Source organism: Salinilacihabitans rarus, from assembly GCF_024296665.1.
In the GTDB taxonomy this organism is placed as follows: Archaea; Halobacteriota; Halobacteria; order Halobacteriales; family Natrialbaceae; genus Salinilacihabitans; species Salinilacihabitans rarus.
Map to the genome: position 1 here is coordinate 3,533,578 of NZ_CP100762.1, position 12,674 is coordinate 3,546,251.

Annotated in this window: 18 protein-coding genes and 1 pseudogene; 11 read left to right on the forward strand and 8 right to left on the reverse strand. The window is 69.2% G+C overall.

Annotated features, from left to right (window positions below):
* Positions 1-133 precede the first annotated feature (133 nt).
* Genes lrpA1 through NKG98_RS18495 form a run of 3 tightly spaced genes read left to right on the forward strand, consistent with a single transcriptional unit; the run spans position 134 to position 1,778 of the window.
* A complete protein-coding gene (gene lrpA1, locus NKG98_RS18485) occupies positions 134-562 on the forward strand; it encodes an HTH-type transcriptional regulator LrpA1 (protein ID WP_254767599.1) in 429 nt (142 codons plus the stop codon).
* Between the two features lie 58 nt (positions 563-620).
* Complete coding sequence (locus tag NKG98_RS18490; RefSeq protein ID WP_254767600.1) at positions 621-1,112, forward strand: SRPBCC family protein; 492 nt, start codon at positions 621-623, stop codon at positions 1,110-1,112.
* 48 nt (positions 1,113-1,160) lie between these two features.
* Positions 1,161-1,778: a nitrous oxide reductase accessory protein NosL gene (locus NKG98_RS18495; protein ID WP_254767601.1), complete on the forward strand. Its 618-nt coding sequence runs from the start codon at positions 1,161-1,163 to the stop codon at positions 1,776-1,778.
* Positions 1,779-1,849: 71 nt separating this feature from the next.
* Here NKG98_RS18495 and NKG98_RS18500 read toward each other — a convergent pair whose 3' ends face one another.
* Positions 1,850-1,993 carry a hypothetical protein gene (locus NKG98_RS18500; protein ID WP_254767602.1) on the reverse strand — a complete coding sequence of 48 codons (144 nt, stop codon included), beginning with the start codon at positions 1,991-1,993 and terminating at the stop codon, positions 1,850-1,852.
* Positions 1,994-2,043: 50 nt separating this feature from the next.
* Between NKG98_RS18500 and NKG98_RS18505 the strand changes: the two are divergent.
* From NKG98_RS18505 to NKG98_RS18515, 3 genes and pseudogenes are all read left to right on the forward strand, one after another.
* Positions 2,044-3,341: pseudogene (locus NKG98_RS18505) on the forward strand (RNA-guided endonuclease InsQ/TnpB family protein).
* A gap of 82 nt (positions 3,342-3,423) precedes the next feature.
* Positions 3,424-3,981: an NAD(P)/FAD-dependent oxidoreductase gene (locus NKG98_RS18510; protein WP_254767603.1), complete on the forward strand. Its 558-nt coding sequence runs from the start codon at positions 3,424-3,426 to the stop codon at positions 3,979-3,981.
* A gap of 62 nt (positions 3,982-4,043) precedes the next feature.
* A complete protein-coding gene (locus tag NKG98_RS18515) occupies positions 4,044-4,991 on the forward strand; it encodes a DMT family transporter (RefSeq protein ID WP_254767604.1) in 948 nt (315 codons plus the stop codon).
* A 4-nt stretch (positions 4,992-4,995) separates the two neighbouring features.
* On the opposite strand, the gene queC is transcribed toward NKG98_RS18515, so the two are convergent.
* Genes queC through NKG98_RS18535 form a run of 4 tightly spaced genes read right to left on the reverse strand, consistent with a single transcriptional unit; the run spans position 4,996 to position 7,379 of the window.
* Complete coding sequence (queC, locus tag NKG98_RS18520; protein ID WP_254767605.1) at positions 4,996-5,727, reverse strand: 7-cyano-7-deazaguanine synthase QueC; 732 nt, start codon at positions 5,725-5,727, stop codon at positions 4,996-4,998.
* A 9-nt stretch (positions 5,728-5,736) separates the two neighbouring features.
* Positions 5,737-6,522 (reverse strand): 7-carboxy-7-deazaguanine synthase QueE, encoded by a 786-nt coding sequence (locus NKG98_RS18525; protein WP_254767606.1) that lies wholly within the window; start codon positions 6,520-6,522, stop codon positions 5,737-5,739.
* Between the two features lies 1 nt (position 6,523).
* Positions 6,524-6,976: a 6-pyruvoyl trahydropterin synthase family protein gene (locus NKG98_RS18530; protein WP_254767607.1), complete on the reverse strand. Its 453-nt coding sequence runs from the start codon at positions 6,974-6,976 to the stop codon at positions 6,524-6,526.
* 49 nt (positions 6,977-7,025) lie between these two features.
* A complete protein-coding gene (locus NKG98_RS18535; RefSeq protein ID WP_254767608.1) occupies positions 7,026-7,379 on the reverse strand; it encodes a winged helix-turn-helix domain-containing protein in 354 nt (117 codons plus the stop codon).
* A 118-nt stretch (positions 7,380-7,497) separates the two neighbouring features.
* Here NKG98_RS18535 and NKG98_RS18540 point away from each other — a divergent pair, with 118 nt between their 5' ends.
* Positions 7,498-8,193: a competence/damage-inducible protein A gene (locus tag NKG98_RS18540; protein ID WP_254767609.1), complete on the forward strand. Its 696-nt coding sequence runs from the start codon at positions 7,498-7,500 to the stop codon at positions 8,191-8,193.
* On the opposite strand, the gene NKG98_RS19040 is transcribed toward NKG98_RS18540, so the two are convergent.
* Entirely contained in the window at positions 8,184-8,306 is a 123-nt protein-coding gene (locus tag NKG98_RS19040) for a hypothetical protein (RefSeq protein WP_256558443.1), read from the reverse strand. The two genes, NKG98_RS18540 and NKG98_RS19040, sit on opposite strands and share 10 nt — an antisense overlap.
* A 99-nt stretch (positions 8,307-8,405) precedes the next feature.
* Between NKG98_RS19040 and NKG98_RS18545 the strand changes: the two genes are divergently transcribed.
* Together NKG98_RS18545 and NKG98_RS18550 are read left to right on the forward strand one after the other, a co-directional pair.
* Positions 8,406-9,485 carry an ATP-NAD kinase family protein gene (locus NKG98_RS18545; RefSeq protein ID WP_254767610.1) on the forward strand — a complete coding sequence of 360 codons (1,080 nt, stop codon included), beginning with the start codon at positions 8,406-8,408 and terminating at the stop codon, positions 9,483-9,485.
* Positions 9,486-9,569: 84 nt separating this feature from the next.
* The gene (locus NKG98_RS18550) at positions 9,570-10,601 is read left to right on the forward strand and encodes a phosphate signaling complex PhoU family protein (RefSeq protein ID WP_254767611.1); all 1,032 of its coding nucleotides are present in this window, start codon (positions 9,570-9,572) and stop codon (positions 10,599-10,601) included.
* Positions 10,602-10,613: 12 nt separating this feature from the next.
* On the opposite strand, the gene NKG98_RS19155 is transcribed toward NKG98_RS18550, so the two are convergent.
* Both NKG98_RS19155 and NKG98_RS18560 read right to left on the reverse strand, forming a co-directional pair.
* Positions 10,614-10,958, reverse strand: coding sequence for a DUF7528 family protein (locus tag NKG98_RS19155; protein ID WP_425504419.1), 345 nt, complete (start codon positions 10,956-10,958; stop codon positions 10,614-10,616).
* Between the two features lie 101 nt (positions 10,959-11,059).
* The gene (locus tag NKG98_RS18560; protein WP_254767613.1) at positions 11,060-12,076 is read right to left on the reverse strand and encodes an LEA/WHy family protein; all 1,017 of its coding nucleotides are present in this window, start codon (positions 12,074-12,076) and stop codon (positions 11,060-11,062) included.
* Between the two features lie 95 nt (positions 12,077-12,171).
* On the opposite strand from NKG98_RS18560, the gene NKG98_RS18565 reads away from it, so the two are divergent.
* Positions 12,172-12,360: a DUF7525 family protein gene (locus tag NKG98_RS18565; protein ID WP_254767614.1), complete on the forward strand. Its 189-nt coding sequence runs from the start codon at positions 12,172-12,174 to the stop codon at positions 12,358-12,360.
* A 63-nt stretch (positions 12,361-12,423) separates the two neighbouring features.
* Positions 12,424-12,648 carry a DUF7123 family protein gene (locus NKG98_RS18570; protein WP_254767615.1) on the forward strand — a complete coding sequence of 75 codons (225 nt, stop codon included), beginning with the start codon at positions 12,424-12,426 and terminating at the stop codon, positions 12,646-12,648.
* Positions 12,649-12,674: the final 26 nt, after the last annotated feature.

Sequence of the window (12,674 nt, forward strand, 5' to 3'; positions counted from 1 at the left end):
CGGCCCGACGCGTGCATAAGTGCGACGGTCGGTTCGCCGTCCGCTAGCGCGGTGCCGCAACGACAGTTTCCGCGACGGTTCCGTCGTTTTCGGATACAAAAGATATTTTTCCGCCGGAGCAAAACAGTACGACATGAGCAGCCGTTCCACGCAGGATCGCATCCTCGAGGTGCTCGAAGAGGATGCGCAAGCCTCCTACGCCGAGATCGCGAGTCGGGCCGACGTCTCGAAACCCACGGTCCGCAAGTACATCAACAAACTCGAAGACGAGGGGGTCATCGTCGGCTACTCCGCCGACGTCGATCCGAAGAAGCTCTCCAGCCAGACCATCGCGCTCGTGGGGATCGACGTCGCCAGCGAGCGCTACGTCGAGGCGACGAAGGAACTCAAGGAACTCCCCGAGATCGAGGCGCTGTACAGCTCCAGTGGCGACCACATGCTGATGGCCGAGGTACGTGCCGCCGACGGCGACGAACTCGGCGAGATCATCTCGAACCGGATCCTCGAGATCGAAGGCGTCACCGCCGCCCACCCCTCGTTCCTCCAGGAGCGGCTCAAGTGACCGGCTCGCGACCGGCGTCGGCCCCCGGAGCTTTGGTCCGCCGGCACGTAGTTCGAGTATGCCGACCTACGAGCGCGTGACGACCGTCAGCGCCCCGCTCGAATCCGTCTGGGAGTTTCACTCGCGACTCTCGGGGCTGGAGGCGCTGACGCCCGCGTGGATGCGGCTGCGCGTCGAGGCGGCGGTCGGCCCCGACGGCGAGCGCGACCCCGACGTGCTCGCGGCCGGATCGGAGGTCGACCTCTCGGTCCGGCCGTTCGGGATCGGCCCGCGACAGGGGTGGACCTCGGTCATCACCGAGCGCGAGCGCGCCGACGGCGCGGCGTACTTCCGCGACGAGATGGTCTACGGCCCCTTCGATCGCTGGGAGCACACCCACGCCTTCTACGCCGACGGCGACCGGACGGTCGTCCGCGACCGCGTCGAGTACGAACTGCCCCTCGGCGGCCTCGGCGAGGCGGTCGGCCCGCTCGCCACGCTGGGGTTCGAGCCGATGTTTCGCCACCGCCACCGGGCCACGAGGGAGGCTCTCGAAGGCCCCGACGCCTGACCGGCGGGGACCAATCGCGTTTTACCCCCCGGGCCGCTATCGTCCCCCATGACCGGCACGGACAGGCGGCGGTTCGCGGCGGCGGTCGGCGCGACCGTCGCGGGCGCGCTCGCCGGGTGTTTCGGCGGCTCCGGGGGGACGGATTCGGACGGCCTCGACGGCTCCGACGACTCCGACGCCAAGCGACTCGAATCCGTCTTCTTCGAGTACCCGGGCGACGGCCCGGTCGAGGTCGGAGACAGCTACAACTGTCCGGTCTGTAGCATGACGGCGGCGGACTACCCCGACTGGAACGCGCAACTCGTCCACGGGGACGGCACCGGCGTCTTCTGTGACACCACCGGCTGCGCCTTCGCCTACTACGTCGCCCCGGCGTACTACGACGGCCCCGACGCGCCGATCGACCGCCTCTGGGTCACCGACTTCGAGACGGGCGACTTCGTCGACGGCGCCGAGGCGTCGTTCGTCCTCGTGCGCGACGGGGGCGTCCTCGACGACCCGATGCGGATCAACCCGCGCCCGTTCGCCGACCCCGAGACCGCTCGCGAGTACGCCGAGGGCTACGAGCACGAGGACCTCGACGAGGACGACGTCGTCGACCTCACGGACGTCGACTACGAGGTGGCCGCGATCTACCGCGGCCGCCGCCTCCCGCCGCGGGGGTGACACGTAGCGAGCGGAAACCCACCCCTGAAGGGGTGGGTGTAAGTGACAGCATGGCTCGGGCAATCCGCGCGCTACGACTCGTCTGGTTGTTCCACCGCTTCCAACCCTGCTTCGATAATCTCCCGATAGGCTTCTTCGAGGGTCACGTCCTGCTGTTCGGCGTAGTCTTTCACGCGCCCGTTCAACGTGTGCGAGATGTTGATGTTCGGTCGCATCGCCTGTGTCCAAAAGACATTCAGACGTAAAACTACAAATGTCTGTTGTCGTGAGGCGAACCAACACGTTCGCGGTGCGCCCGCTCTCCGAGCAGGACGAGCAACTGCTCCGCGACCTGTTGGACGCCTCCGCCAGCCTGTGGAACGAACTCACCTACGAACGTCGCCAGAACCTCTTCGACGGCGAGTCGGTGTGGGATACCGCCGACTACCGCAAGCAGTACGTCGGAGTCCTCGGCTCCGCCACCGCCCAACAGGTCGTCCGCAAGAACAGCGAGGCGTGGCGGTCGTTCTTCGCTGTCCGAGAGGACGGCGAGGACACCGCCCCGCCGGGCTACTGGGGCAACGAGGACGAGGGGCGGGAATTGCAGACGTACATCCGCAACGACCAGTACACCCTCGAAACCGGCGAACGGAGCCGACTCGAAATCCCCGTCGGCCAAGACCTCAAAGACGAGTACGGCCTTGGCTACCACGACCGACTGCGTCTCAAAGTCGCTGGCGACCCGAAGTGGGAGGGCAAACAGGGCCGGTTGGAACTGTACTACGACGAGGTGGACGACACGTTCAGGGCCATTCAACCCGTCACCGTGCCTGATTCTCGACGGGATTCTCCATTAGCCGATGAATCGGCTGCCTTGGACGTGGGCGCGAACAACCTCGTCGCCTGTACAACGACGACCGGCCAGCAGTACCTCTACGAGGGTCGCGACCTGTTCGCCCGCTTCCGCGAAACCACCGAGGAGATCGCCCGCTTGCAGTCGAAACTCCGCGAGGGCCGGTACAGCAGTCGCCGGATTCGACGGTTGTACCGCAAACGGACGCGACGGCGCGACCACGCACAGGACGCACGTCCGGGACTTGATGGAACGACTGTACGACGAGGGCGTTGCCACCGTGTATGTGAGCGACCTCGCCGATGTGCTGTCGGAACATTGGTCACCGCGAGTGAACGAGAAAACGCACCAGTTCTGGGCGTATCGCTCGTTCATCGACCGTCTCGCCACGACCGCCGAGGAGTACGGCATCACGGTCGAAGTTGAGTCAGAAGCATACACGACGGCGGAGTGCCGTGTGTGGCGAGCGCGACGATACAGAGCGGGACGGCGACTTGTTCCGGTGTTCGTGTGGCTACGAGGGACACGCCGACCTCGATGCTTCGCGGACGTTCCTCGAACGACAGGCTGGCGAATCCGAAGTCGGGTCGATGGCACGGCCCGTGCGCCTCAAGTGGGACGACCACAACTGGTCGGAGATACCACACTCTCCCGAGAGGGCAAGTCCCAACGAGGAGCGCACAAACCAGAGTACCGGCGACGGGAAACTTGCCTCCGTGGGTACGGCATAGCCAACATCCCCACCGGAGGAATCCCACCCCTTTAGGGGTGGGAGGATGTCAATTTATCAGTCGGGCCGTTGGAGCCGTCGACATGACGCACGTGGCAATCGTCGGCGGCGGCCCCGCCGGCCTGAGCGCGGCGCTGTTCGCCGCGAAGAACGGCCTCGAGGCGACCGTCTTCGACACCGACGACACCTGGATGCACAGGGCGCACCTGTACAACTACCTCGGCATCGAGAGCGAGGACGGGACGGCGTTCGTGGCGGACGCCCGCGAGCAGGTCGAGGCGTTCGGCGCCGAGCGGCGACAGGGCGAGGCGGTGACGGACATCGAGCGGGCCAGGGACGGTTTCCTCCTCGAAACCGACGACGGCGAGTACGAGGCCGACTACGTCGTCGTCGCGACGGGGACGGACCGGGACCTCCTCGAAGGGCTCGGCTGCGATACGACCGCGGAGGGAACGATCGCCGTCGACATCGACATGGAGACGAGCGTCGACGGCGTCTACGCCGTGGGAGCGGTCGCCCGCGCCCAGAAGTGGCAGGCGGTCATCTCCGCGGGCGACGGCGCCGCGGCCGCCCTCGACGTGCTGAGCAAGGAGAAAGGCGAGCGGTTCCACGACTTCGATACGCCCGACGCCGCGGAGTGAGCCGCGGGTCACGGCTGCCGGTTCCGTCACCCCTTTAGGGCGGCTGGAACGTGGTGACCGACGTGCACGCGCGCTCGCGATCGGACTCGGACCTCGAAGTGACGCCCGCGGTGGCGCTCGCGTTCGCCGTCTTCGCCGCGAGCACGAGCGCCGTCCTCGTCCGCTGGAGCGAGGCGCCGAGTTCCGTCGCCGCCTTCTACCGGGTGCTGTTCACGACGGCCATCGTCGCGCCGGTCGCGTTCGTCCGCCACCCCGGCGAGTTCGCCCGCCTCGAACGCCGCGACCTCGGCGTCGCCGTCGTCGCGGGCGTCGCGCTCGCGGTCCACTTCGCCGCGTGGTTCGAGAGCCTCAACCACACGAGCGTCGCCGCGAGCGTGACCATCGTCCAGACCCAGCCCATCTTCGTCGCGCTGGGGGCGGCGCTCGTGCTCGGCGAGCGCGTGAGCCGCGAGACCGTCGTCGGACTGGTCGTCGCCATCGCGGGCGCCGCCGCGATGTCGCTCGGCGACGCCGGCGAGGCGCCGCTCTCGGACGCGACGCCGTACGGCAACTCGCTCGCGCTTTTGGGCGCGATCACCGTCGCGGGCTACGTCCTCGCGGGGCGGTCGATCCGCCAGCGGGTCTCGCTGTTCCCGTACGTGACCGTCGTCTACTCGGCCTGTGCGCTCGCGCTGTTCGTCCTCGTCGGCGCGGGGGACCACGCCTACCTCGCCTACCCGCCGCGGGAGTGGGTGCTCTTCCTCGCGATGGCCGTCGGCCCCGGCGTCTTCGGTCACACCGTCGTCAACTGGACGCTGAAGTACCTCGAATCGGTGGTCGTGAGCGTCGCGTGGCTGGGCGAACCCGTCGGCGCGACGCTGCTCGCGCTCGTCCTGCTGGCGGAGGTCCCGGACGCGATCACGGTCGTCGGCGGGGTCGTCGTCCTCGCGGGCATCTACGTGACGACGGTCGAGCGCGAGCGCCGGCAGCCGGACGTCGAGGTCGAGGCGGACCCGCCGGAGGACGCCTGAGCCGCTACTCGCGTCCCCCGTACGACGGCCGCTCGGCGTACGCGATCGGGTCCCGGACGCCGATATTCTGGAACGCCTCCAGCCGGAACGCACAGGAGTCGCAGGTGCCGCAGGCGGGTTCCTCGGCGCGGTAGCACGACCAGGTGTGCTCGAACGGCACGCCGAGGTCGACGCCGCGGGCGGCGATGTCGGTCTTCGAGGCCTCGACGAACGGCGCCTCGATCGAAATCCCGGTCTCGGGGCGCGTCCCCACCTCGACGACGCGCTCGAAGGCCTCGAAGAACGCCGGGCGGCAGTCGGGGTAGCCCGCGAAGTCCTCGCTGTGGGCGCCGACGAAGACGGCCGAACAGCCGCTGGCCTCGGCGTAGGAGACCGCCATCGACAGCAGGTTCGCGTTCCTGAACGGGACGTACGTGTCTGGAATCCCCTCGCCGTCGGGGTCGGCGTCGGCGACCGGCGTCCCCTCGTCGGTGAGGCTGGAACCGCCGACGGCGGCGAGGTGGCCGGTCTCGATGCGGAGGAAGTCGGCGGCGTCGAGGTCGTCGGCGAGCAGGCGGGCACACTCGCGTTCGCGGTCCTCGGTGCGCTGGCCGTAGGAGGTGTGCAGGGCGTGGATCTCGTAGCCCCGCTCGCGGGCCTCGTAGGCGGTCGTCGCGCTGTCCATGCCGCCGGAGAGGAGGACGACGGCGCTGCGGTCGTCGGTCGGTACGTCGGATGCGAAGTTTGCGTCGGTCATGATCGCTCGTCAGGTTTCGGGTGCGTCGTTCCAGAGGTCGACGTGCAGGCGGGGCGTGTACCGGAAGCCGTGCTCCAGGGCGAGGTCTGCGACCCGGCCGCGCGTTTCGGCCAGTCGCTCGCGGGTCGCCCCCTCGGGCATCAGGAGGACGTCCTCGTCGCGGATCGGGGCCGTGGCGGCCTCCCGGAGGCGCGCGAGCAGGTCGCGGATCTCCGGCACATCGTCGGCGTCGGTCACGACGAACTTCAGCTGGAACGGGTAGTCCTCGATTAGCGCGGCGAGGGCGTCGAGGTCGATCCGCGCCGCCTCGTGGCGCCGCTGCCACCGCCGCGCCGCGTCCTCGTGCTCGCCGCCGGGGACGCGCTCGGGCGTCGGCGTCGAACTCGCGAGCTTCGGGCTGATCGAGGCGAGGTCGATCGGCGCCTCGCGGTGGATCGTGCCGTTGGTCTCGACGGTGACGTGGTAGCCGCGGGCGTCGAGGCGTTCGAGGAGGGCGACGCTGGCCTCGTGGACCAGCGGCTCGCCGCCCGTGAGGACGACGTGGTCGGGGTCGCGCGAGCGGACCTCGTCGACGACGTCGTCGACGGCGAGCCACGCGTGGGTCGGTTCCCACGAGGTGTGAGCGGAGTCGCAGAACCAACACCGGAGGTTACAGCCGCTCGTGCGGACGAACGTCGAGGGGACGCCCGCGAGTTTCCCCTCGCCTTGCAGCGAGGCGAACAGTTCGTTGATCGGCAGGGCGTCGCCCTCGGGGCTATCCGTGCCCGCCACGCCGGGGGTCTCGGAGGCCGGCATCTCAGAGCCGGCCGCCCCCGCAGAGTTCGCTCGTCTCGCGTACCTGCACGGCGACCGCGGCGACGTTCTCGCCGAGGGCGTCGGCGAGCTTTCGTTCGAGGACGGCGCTCATCACCTCCGCCGTCGGCGGGGCGTCGAGGACGACCACGGCGTCGTCGTCGCCGCTGGCCTCGAAGGCGTCGATCAGCGGGTCGCCGGCCTCGAGCAGGAACCGGTGGTCCCACTCGGCGATCACGTCGGTAATATCTCCCTTGTCGACGACCCACCCCTTCTCGGAGAGGGTGCCCTCGACGGCGACGCTGATCTCGTAGTTGTGGCCGTGGGGACGGGCGCACTTGCCGTCGTGGTGTCGGATACGGTGGCCGGCGCTGATCCGGATCGGACGGTCGCGGCCGACGTGGAGGACGCGTCGGGCCCCGACGAACGCGTCGCCGCCGGTTGTTCGCTGAACCATACTCGGGTATTACTGGGAGAATACTTAACGCCCCCGGCCCGCCGCGCGCTCAGCTCTCGAGTTTGTCCTCGAGGCGGTTTTTCGCCTCGGTGCGCGGCTTGCGGGAGAACTCGGGCGTCTCCGCGGAGAAGTCGACCTCGATCTCGTCGACCGTTCGCCGGTAGATGTTGGTGCGGCGTCCTTCCTCCGAGAGCCGTCGCCCCTCACACTCGAGCAGGCCGGCGTCGACGAGTTCCTCGATCCGCCGATAGCAGGTCGCGATCGGGATCTCGATGTCCTCGCTCAACGCCTGCGCGGACTTCGGCGTTCCGGCGGCACAGAGGATCTCGGCGCTGTACTTGCTCCCGAGCGCCGAGAGGACCGCACTCGAATCGGGTTCGTGCTTCCAACCACCACGTGACATCGATACGGTGTTTCCAATTATCAAAATTGAATCTTCCGGTTACCCCGAGTGTCAGCCTGCACGACCTGTCGGGCAGCGACGACGAGACGCATTTGGGGCGTCGGTCCGAACGGGGGGTATGGACGTAGCGGTCGTGACAGTCGGGGACGAACTGCTCGCCGGGCGGACGACGAACACGAACGCCACGTGGCTCTGCGAGCGACTGGCCGAGCGCGGCGTGGGCGTCGAGCGCGTGACGACGGTGCCCGACCGGGTCGCCGACATCGCCCGCGTCGTCAACGAGTACCGCGCGGAGTACGACGCGGTGGTCGTCACCGGGGGCGTCGGCCCGACCCACGACGACGTCACCATGGACGGCGTCGCGGCCGCGCTCGGTCGCTCGCTCGAACGCCACGAGGGGGCTCTGGAGTGGCTCGAAGAGGAAGGCGGCTACGCCCGCGAGGACCTGACCGAGGGGACCGCGGACCTCCCGCGGGGCGCGCGGGCGCTGCACAACGAGGTCGGGGTGGCACCGGGCGCCGCCCTCGACGGCGTCTACGTCCTCCCGGGCGTCCCGACGGAGATGCGGGCGATGTTCGAGTCGATCGCCGACGAGTTCGCGGGGACGCGGACCTACCGCGAGGAGGTCGTCGCCGACGAACCGGAGAGCGCGCTGCTCGCGCGGATCGCGGAACTGCGCGAGCGCTTCGACGTGCGCGTCGGCAGCTACCCCGGGGAGTTCGTCCGCGTCTCGATCGAGAGCGACGACGAGGCGACGACCGAGGCGGCCGCCGCGTGGCTCAGGGAACGGGTCGACGCGCCGGCTCAGCGGTAGAGGTACAGCAGCCAGGCGACGGTGATCAGCAGGCTCACGATCAGGACCACCCAGCCAGTACCGGTCGGGAGCGCCGGCTCCGACGCGAGCACGACGTACGCGAGTTCGCTCATGTTCGAGGCTCCGTACCCGCCCCTCTTAACGTTTCAGAAGTCGTGGCGAACTCCGGCCGAAGCCACACGGCTTTTGCACCGCCGCCCCAACGGGCGGACATGGAGTCGATCGGCGTCGTCGTCAACCCGATCGCCGGGATGGGGGGCCGGGTTGGCCTGAAGGGGACCGACGGGGTGTTCGAGGAGGCGCGCCGCCGCGGGGCCGAACCGCGGGCACCCGACCGCGCGCGGGAGGCGCTCGGCGCGTTGCACCGCCGGGCGCCGGAGGTGGCGGTCTACACGGCTGCCGGCGAGATGGGCGCGGCCGCGGCCCGCGAGGCGGGCTACGAGCCGACGGTCGTCTCCGACCCCGGCGACGCGGCCGTCGGCGAGACGACCGCGGCGGACACGAGGGCGGCCGTCCGCGAGTTCCTCGACCGCGGCGTCGACCTCGTGTTGTTCGTCGGCGGCGACGGGACGGCCGTCGACGTCGCCGAGGTCCTCGAGGAGAGCGAGGGCGAGACGCCGATGCTCGGCGTTCCGGCGGGAGTCAAGATCTACTCGTCGGTCTTCGGGGTCACCCCCGCCGACGCCGGCCGGATCGCCGCCGAGTTCGACCGCGTCGAGTCCCGCGAGGTCAACGACATCGACGAGGAGGCCTACCGCGAGGGCGAGGTCCGCGCCGAACTGCGGGCCGTCGTCCCCGTCCCGGTCGCGAGCGACGTCCAGTCGGGCAAACAGCTGTCCAGCGGCAGCGTCGACACGCTCGCCGAAGGGTTCGCCCGCGACGTCGACCCGGAGACGACGTACGTCTTCGGCCCGGGGAGCACCGTCGGCGCGATCGAGGCGGAGTTGGGGATCGACCCCTCGCCGCTGGGCGTCGACGTCTGGCGCGACGGCGAGGTGCTCGCCCGCGACGCCTCCGAGGAGGAGATTCTATCGGTCGTGAGAGACCCTGCGGTGATCGTCGTCTCGCCCATCGGCGGCCAGGGGTTCGTCTTCGGCCGGGGCAACCACCAGATCTCCCCGGACGTGATCCGGCGGGCCGCGGACGTCGAGGTCGTCGCCTCGGGGCAGAAACTCGACGGGATCGGCGCGTTGCGCGTCGACACGGACGACGCGGACCTCGACGAGCGATTGCGCGGCTGGATGCACGTGCGGACGGGACGGTTCACGACGCGGCTCGTGAAGGTCGTCTGATGCGTCTCTAGACATATTACGACGCGCCGCGTGTATAATGAGCATATAGTCAGGATTAAGGTCGAGAGCGACGTACGGCGGTCCATGGAGACGCGGAAAGTGCAGCGACTGGGGCCGTCGACGCTGGCGATGACCCTCCCCGCGGAGTGGGCGTCGGAACACGGCGTCGAGAAGGGCGACGAGGTTACCCTCCGGATGGGGGGGAAGGGAACGCTGACGGTGATGCCCGAGTCGGCGAGTTCGGAGGAGACCGAGGCGATCATCCGCGCGGACGACCTCGACGCCGACGCCGTCGAGCGCGCCATCGTCGCCCAGTACGTCCTCGGCCGGCGCGTCATCCGCGTCGAGTGCGACGACGGCGCCCTCGACTCGGCGCACATCAACGCCGTCTACCGTGCCGAGACCCAGTTGATGGGTCTGGGCGTCATCGAGGAGACCCCCGAGAGCATCTCCATTCGCTGTTCGGTCGACCCCGAGGACTTCACGCTCGACAACCTCCTCGAACGGCTGGAGCGGACGGGCCGGACGATGCGCGGCGAGGCCGTCAAGGCGCTCGCCCACGGCAACCCCGACCTCGCCCAGCGGGCGCTCAACCGCGAGCGTCAGGCGAACAAGATATTCGTCCTCCTGTTGCGGCTGATCTTCACCGCCTACCAGAACCCCAACCTCGCGCGGGCGGTCGGCCTCGACTCGGGCTTCCCGCTGATCGGCTACCGCTCGATCGCGAAGAACCTCGAACTGACGGCCGACAACGCCGAGGACGTCGCGGACATCGTGATGGAGGCCGACGGCCACACCCTCAACGTCGACAGCAGCGTCACCCGCGAGATCCGCGAGTTCACCGAGCAGGTCGACGAGATCACGTCGCTGGCCGTCGAGTCGGCGGTCGAACGCGACTACGACAAGACGATCGAGGTCCGCAAGCGGTTCCACGAGGTCTCCGACCGCGAGCGCGAGATCCTCGCCGACCTCCCGGAGATGCAAAACGAGGACCTGCTGCAGGTGCGCGAGGTGCTCGTCAGCCTCCAGCAGACCGCCCAGTTTGCCATGCGAAACGCCGAGATCGCCGCCAACCTCGCGCTCAACGAGGAGTCCGAGCACACGACGATCAAGTGATCGCCGCCCCGGCTACTCCTCGCCTTTCTCGACGGTCAGCGGACTGCGACTCGCCAGCCGACAGTCGAACGCCGGGTGTTCGGCGAAGTGGCGGACGATCAGGTGGCGCCGCGACCCGGTGATGCCGGTCCGGCAGACTTCCTCCGCGCCGAAGCGGTCGGGGAGGCGGTCGAACAGCCGTCGGGCGGCCGCGAACGACTCGAACACCTTGGCGTTGCCCGCCGAGTCGGCGCCGCGCCGGGAGACGACGTAGGAGCCGTCCTCGCGGTGGGTGCCGGCGGTGTGCAGGAACTCGCGGCGGTCGGTCAGGGCGGCGTCGATGGCGTCCTGGAGGGCGACGGCGTCGCCGCGGGACAGTTCGCGTTCGGCGCCGTCGATCGTCAGTCGGATGGTGCCGTCGGGATCGGTCTCGACCGTGGGGCCGTCGGCCCGGTCGTCACTGCTCGAGAAGAACGCGATCAGGAGACGGTTCGCTCCGTTGCATGGACGGTCGTACGGAGTCGGGGGTCAAAAGTGCTGTCGTTCCCGACCCCCTCGCCGAAGACGTCCGTCTCGACGGTCCCCTCCTGTGCGAGCGCGTCCAGCGGCACGGTGATCGTCACTCCGCCGAGTGGAACCCGGGCCTCGAAACTGACCCGGAGCGTCGAGACCTCGTCGTTCTCGACGTGGGTGACCCACCACTCGTCGAGGCGCTCGTTCTCGATCCGGGTCGTCGCCTCGACGGTCGTGACCTCGCCGGCACGGAGCCGGTACTCGTCGCCGGTCGTCCCCTCGCCGACGACGACGCCGTTCAGGTCCGCCTCGTACCCCAGTTCCGTCACCGGCACGTCGAACGGCTGCGGGTTGTAGACGTCGGCCCGCAGTTCGAGTTCCGTCCCCTCGGCGTCGACGTCGCCCCACTCGGCCTCCGTGCGGTTCACGTAGAGGACGGGGTCGTCGATGCCGGGCTGGTCCGCGTTCACCGGCCGCGTCTCCGTCGATTCGAGCGTCGCGAGGACGTCCGTCTCGACGGTTCGCGCCTCGGTGTGACTCGTCGACAGGCCGAGCGCGTCGCTCTCGATCGTCGCGTCGATCGTCACCTCGGTCTCCTCGCCGTTCTCGACGTGGGTCGCCCACCACTCCGGAATGCGGTCGTTGCGCAGCGGAACCGTGACGTGCTCGGTCGACCGGCCGGCCGGGAGGGCGACGTCGTCCTCGCCGGCTGCCACCTCGACGTCGTTCATCGCGACGGCGTAGCGCACGGAGACGTCCGCGCCGACCGGATTCGGGTTCTCCACCGCGACGGCGGTGTGGACCTCGGTGTGGGTCTCGTTTACGTCGCCGAACTCGGCGTCGACGGCCTCGATCGACGGGACGCCGACGACCCCGGCGGCGTACGCGACCGCGAGGGCGACGAGCGTCACGACGAGCGTCGCGAGCAGGAGGACGCCGGCGATCCGGAGCGCGCCGGACGACCCCCGTCTGTCGTCGGTCATCGTCGTCCGGTGACGGTCGCGAGGGGCCGCCTTGAGCCTCCCGACCGTTCCCCGGAATGGGTGCAGTTAAGGGACCGGCCTCCCAACGCCGCGACATGGCAGGAATCACGGAGACGACGACGGACAAGGGACCGGGGCTGACGCTCGCGTTCGCCGTGCTGGCCGCCCTCGGCGCGCTCGCGATGTTCGCCGGCGCCCCGACGGTGCTCGCGGCCTGGGGGTTCGCGGCCGCGGTCGTGTTCGGTTCGCTCGCGGTCGTCGCCGCCCACGCCTACTGGGACTGATTTCGCGGCCCAACCGGCCGTTAACAGTTAAGGCGACGGCGACCGTACGTTCTGTACGGAACGATGACCGACTACTCCGACGAAGAGCAGCGGATTCTCTCGTACCTCCGCGAGAGCGCAGCCCGGGGTGAGCAGTACTTCCGGGCGAAGAACATCGCCGAGGCGATCGGTCTCTCTTCGAAGCAGGTCGGCGCGCGCCTCCCACACCTCGCGGAGAAATCGGACGACGTGGACATCGAGAAGTGGGGCCGGGCGCGCTCGACGACGTGGAGAGTCACGATCAGTTGAGCGGCGGGCCTTTCACCGTCTTTTTA

Excerpts from the sequence above, each read along its gene's own strand:
- NKG98_RS18550 (WP_254767611.1), top strand. The coding sequence starts at position 9,570 with ATGGAGACGCGGAAAGTGCAGCGACTGGGGCCGTCGACGCTGGCGATG.
- lrpA1 (WP_254767599.1), top strand. The coding sequence starts at position 134 with ATGAGCAGCCGTTCCACGCAGGATCGCATCCTCGAGGTGCTCGAAGAG.
- NKG98_RS18545 (WP_254767610.1), top strand. The coding sequence starts at position 8,406 with ATGGAGTCGATCGGCGTCGTCGTCAACCCGATCGCCGGGATGGGGGGC.
- NKG98_RS18510 (WP_254767603.1), top strand. The coding sequence starts at position 3,424 with ATGACGCACGTGGCAATCGTCGGCGGCGGCCCCGCCGGCCTGAGCGCG.
- NKG98_RS19040 (WP_256558443.1), bottom strand. The coding sequence starts at position 8,306 with ATGAGCGAACTCGCGTACGTCGTGCTCGCGTCGGAGCCGGCGCTCCCG.
- NKG98_RS18530 (WP_254767607.1), bottom strand. The coding sequence starts at position 6,976 with ATGGTTCAGCGAACAACCGGCGGCGACGCGTTCGTCGGGGCCCGACGC.
- NKG98_RS18490 (WP_254767600.1), top strand. The coding sequence starts at position 621 with ATGCCGACCTACGAGCGCGTGACGACCGTCAGCGCCCCGCTCGAATCC.
- NKG98_RS18570 (WP_254767615.1), top strand. The coding sequence starts at position 12,424 with ATGACCGACTACTCCGACGAAGAGCAGCGGATTCTCTCGTACCTCCGC.
- NKG98_RS18525 (WP_254767606.1), bottom strand. The coding sequence starts at position 6,522 with ATGCCGGCCTCCGAGACCCCCGGCGTGGCGGGCACGGATAGCCCCGAG.
- queC (WP_254767605.1), bottom strand. The coding sequence starts at position 5,727 with ATGACCGACGCAAACTTCGCATCCGACGTACCGACCGACGACCGCAGC.
- NKG98_RS18560 (WP_254767613.1), bottom strand. The coding sequence starts at position 12,076 with ATGACCGACGACAGACGGGGGTCGTCCGGCGCGCTCCGGATCGCCGGC.
- NKG98_RS18540 (WP_254767609.1), top strand. The coding sequence starts at position 7,498 with ATGGACGTAGCGGTCGTGACAGTCGGGGACGAACTGCTCGCCGGGCGG.
- NKG98_RS18535 (WP_254767608.1), bottom strand. The coding sequence starts at position 7,379 with ATGTCACGTGGTGGTTGGAAGCACGAACCCGATTCGAGTGCGGTCCTC.
- NKG98_RS18565 (WP_254767614.1), top strand. The coding sequence starts at position 12,172 with ATGGCAGGAATCACGGAGACGACGACGGACAAGGGACCGGGGCTGACG.
- NKG98_RS18495 (WP_254767601.1), top strand. The coding sequence starts at position 1,161 with ATGACCGGCACGGACAGGCGGCGGTTCGCGGCGGCGGTCGGCGCGACC.
- NKG98_RS18500 (WP_254767602.1), bottom strand. The coding sequence starts at position 1,993 with ATGCGACCGAACATCAACATCTCGCACACGTTGAACGGGCGCGTGAAA.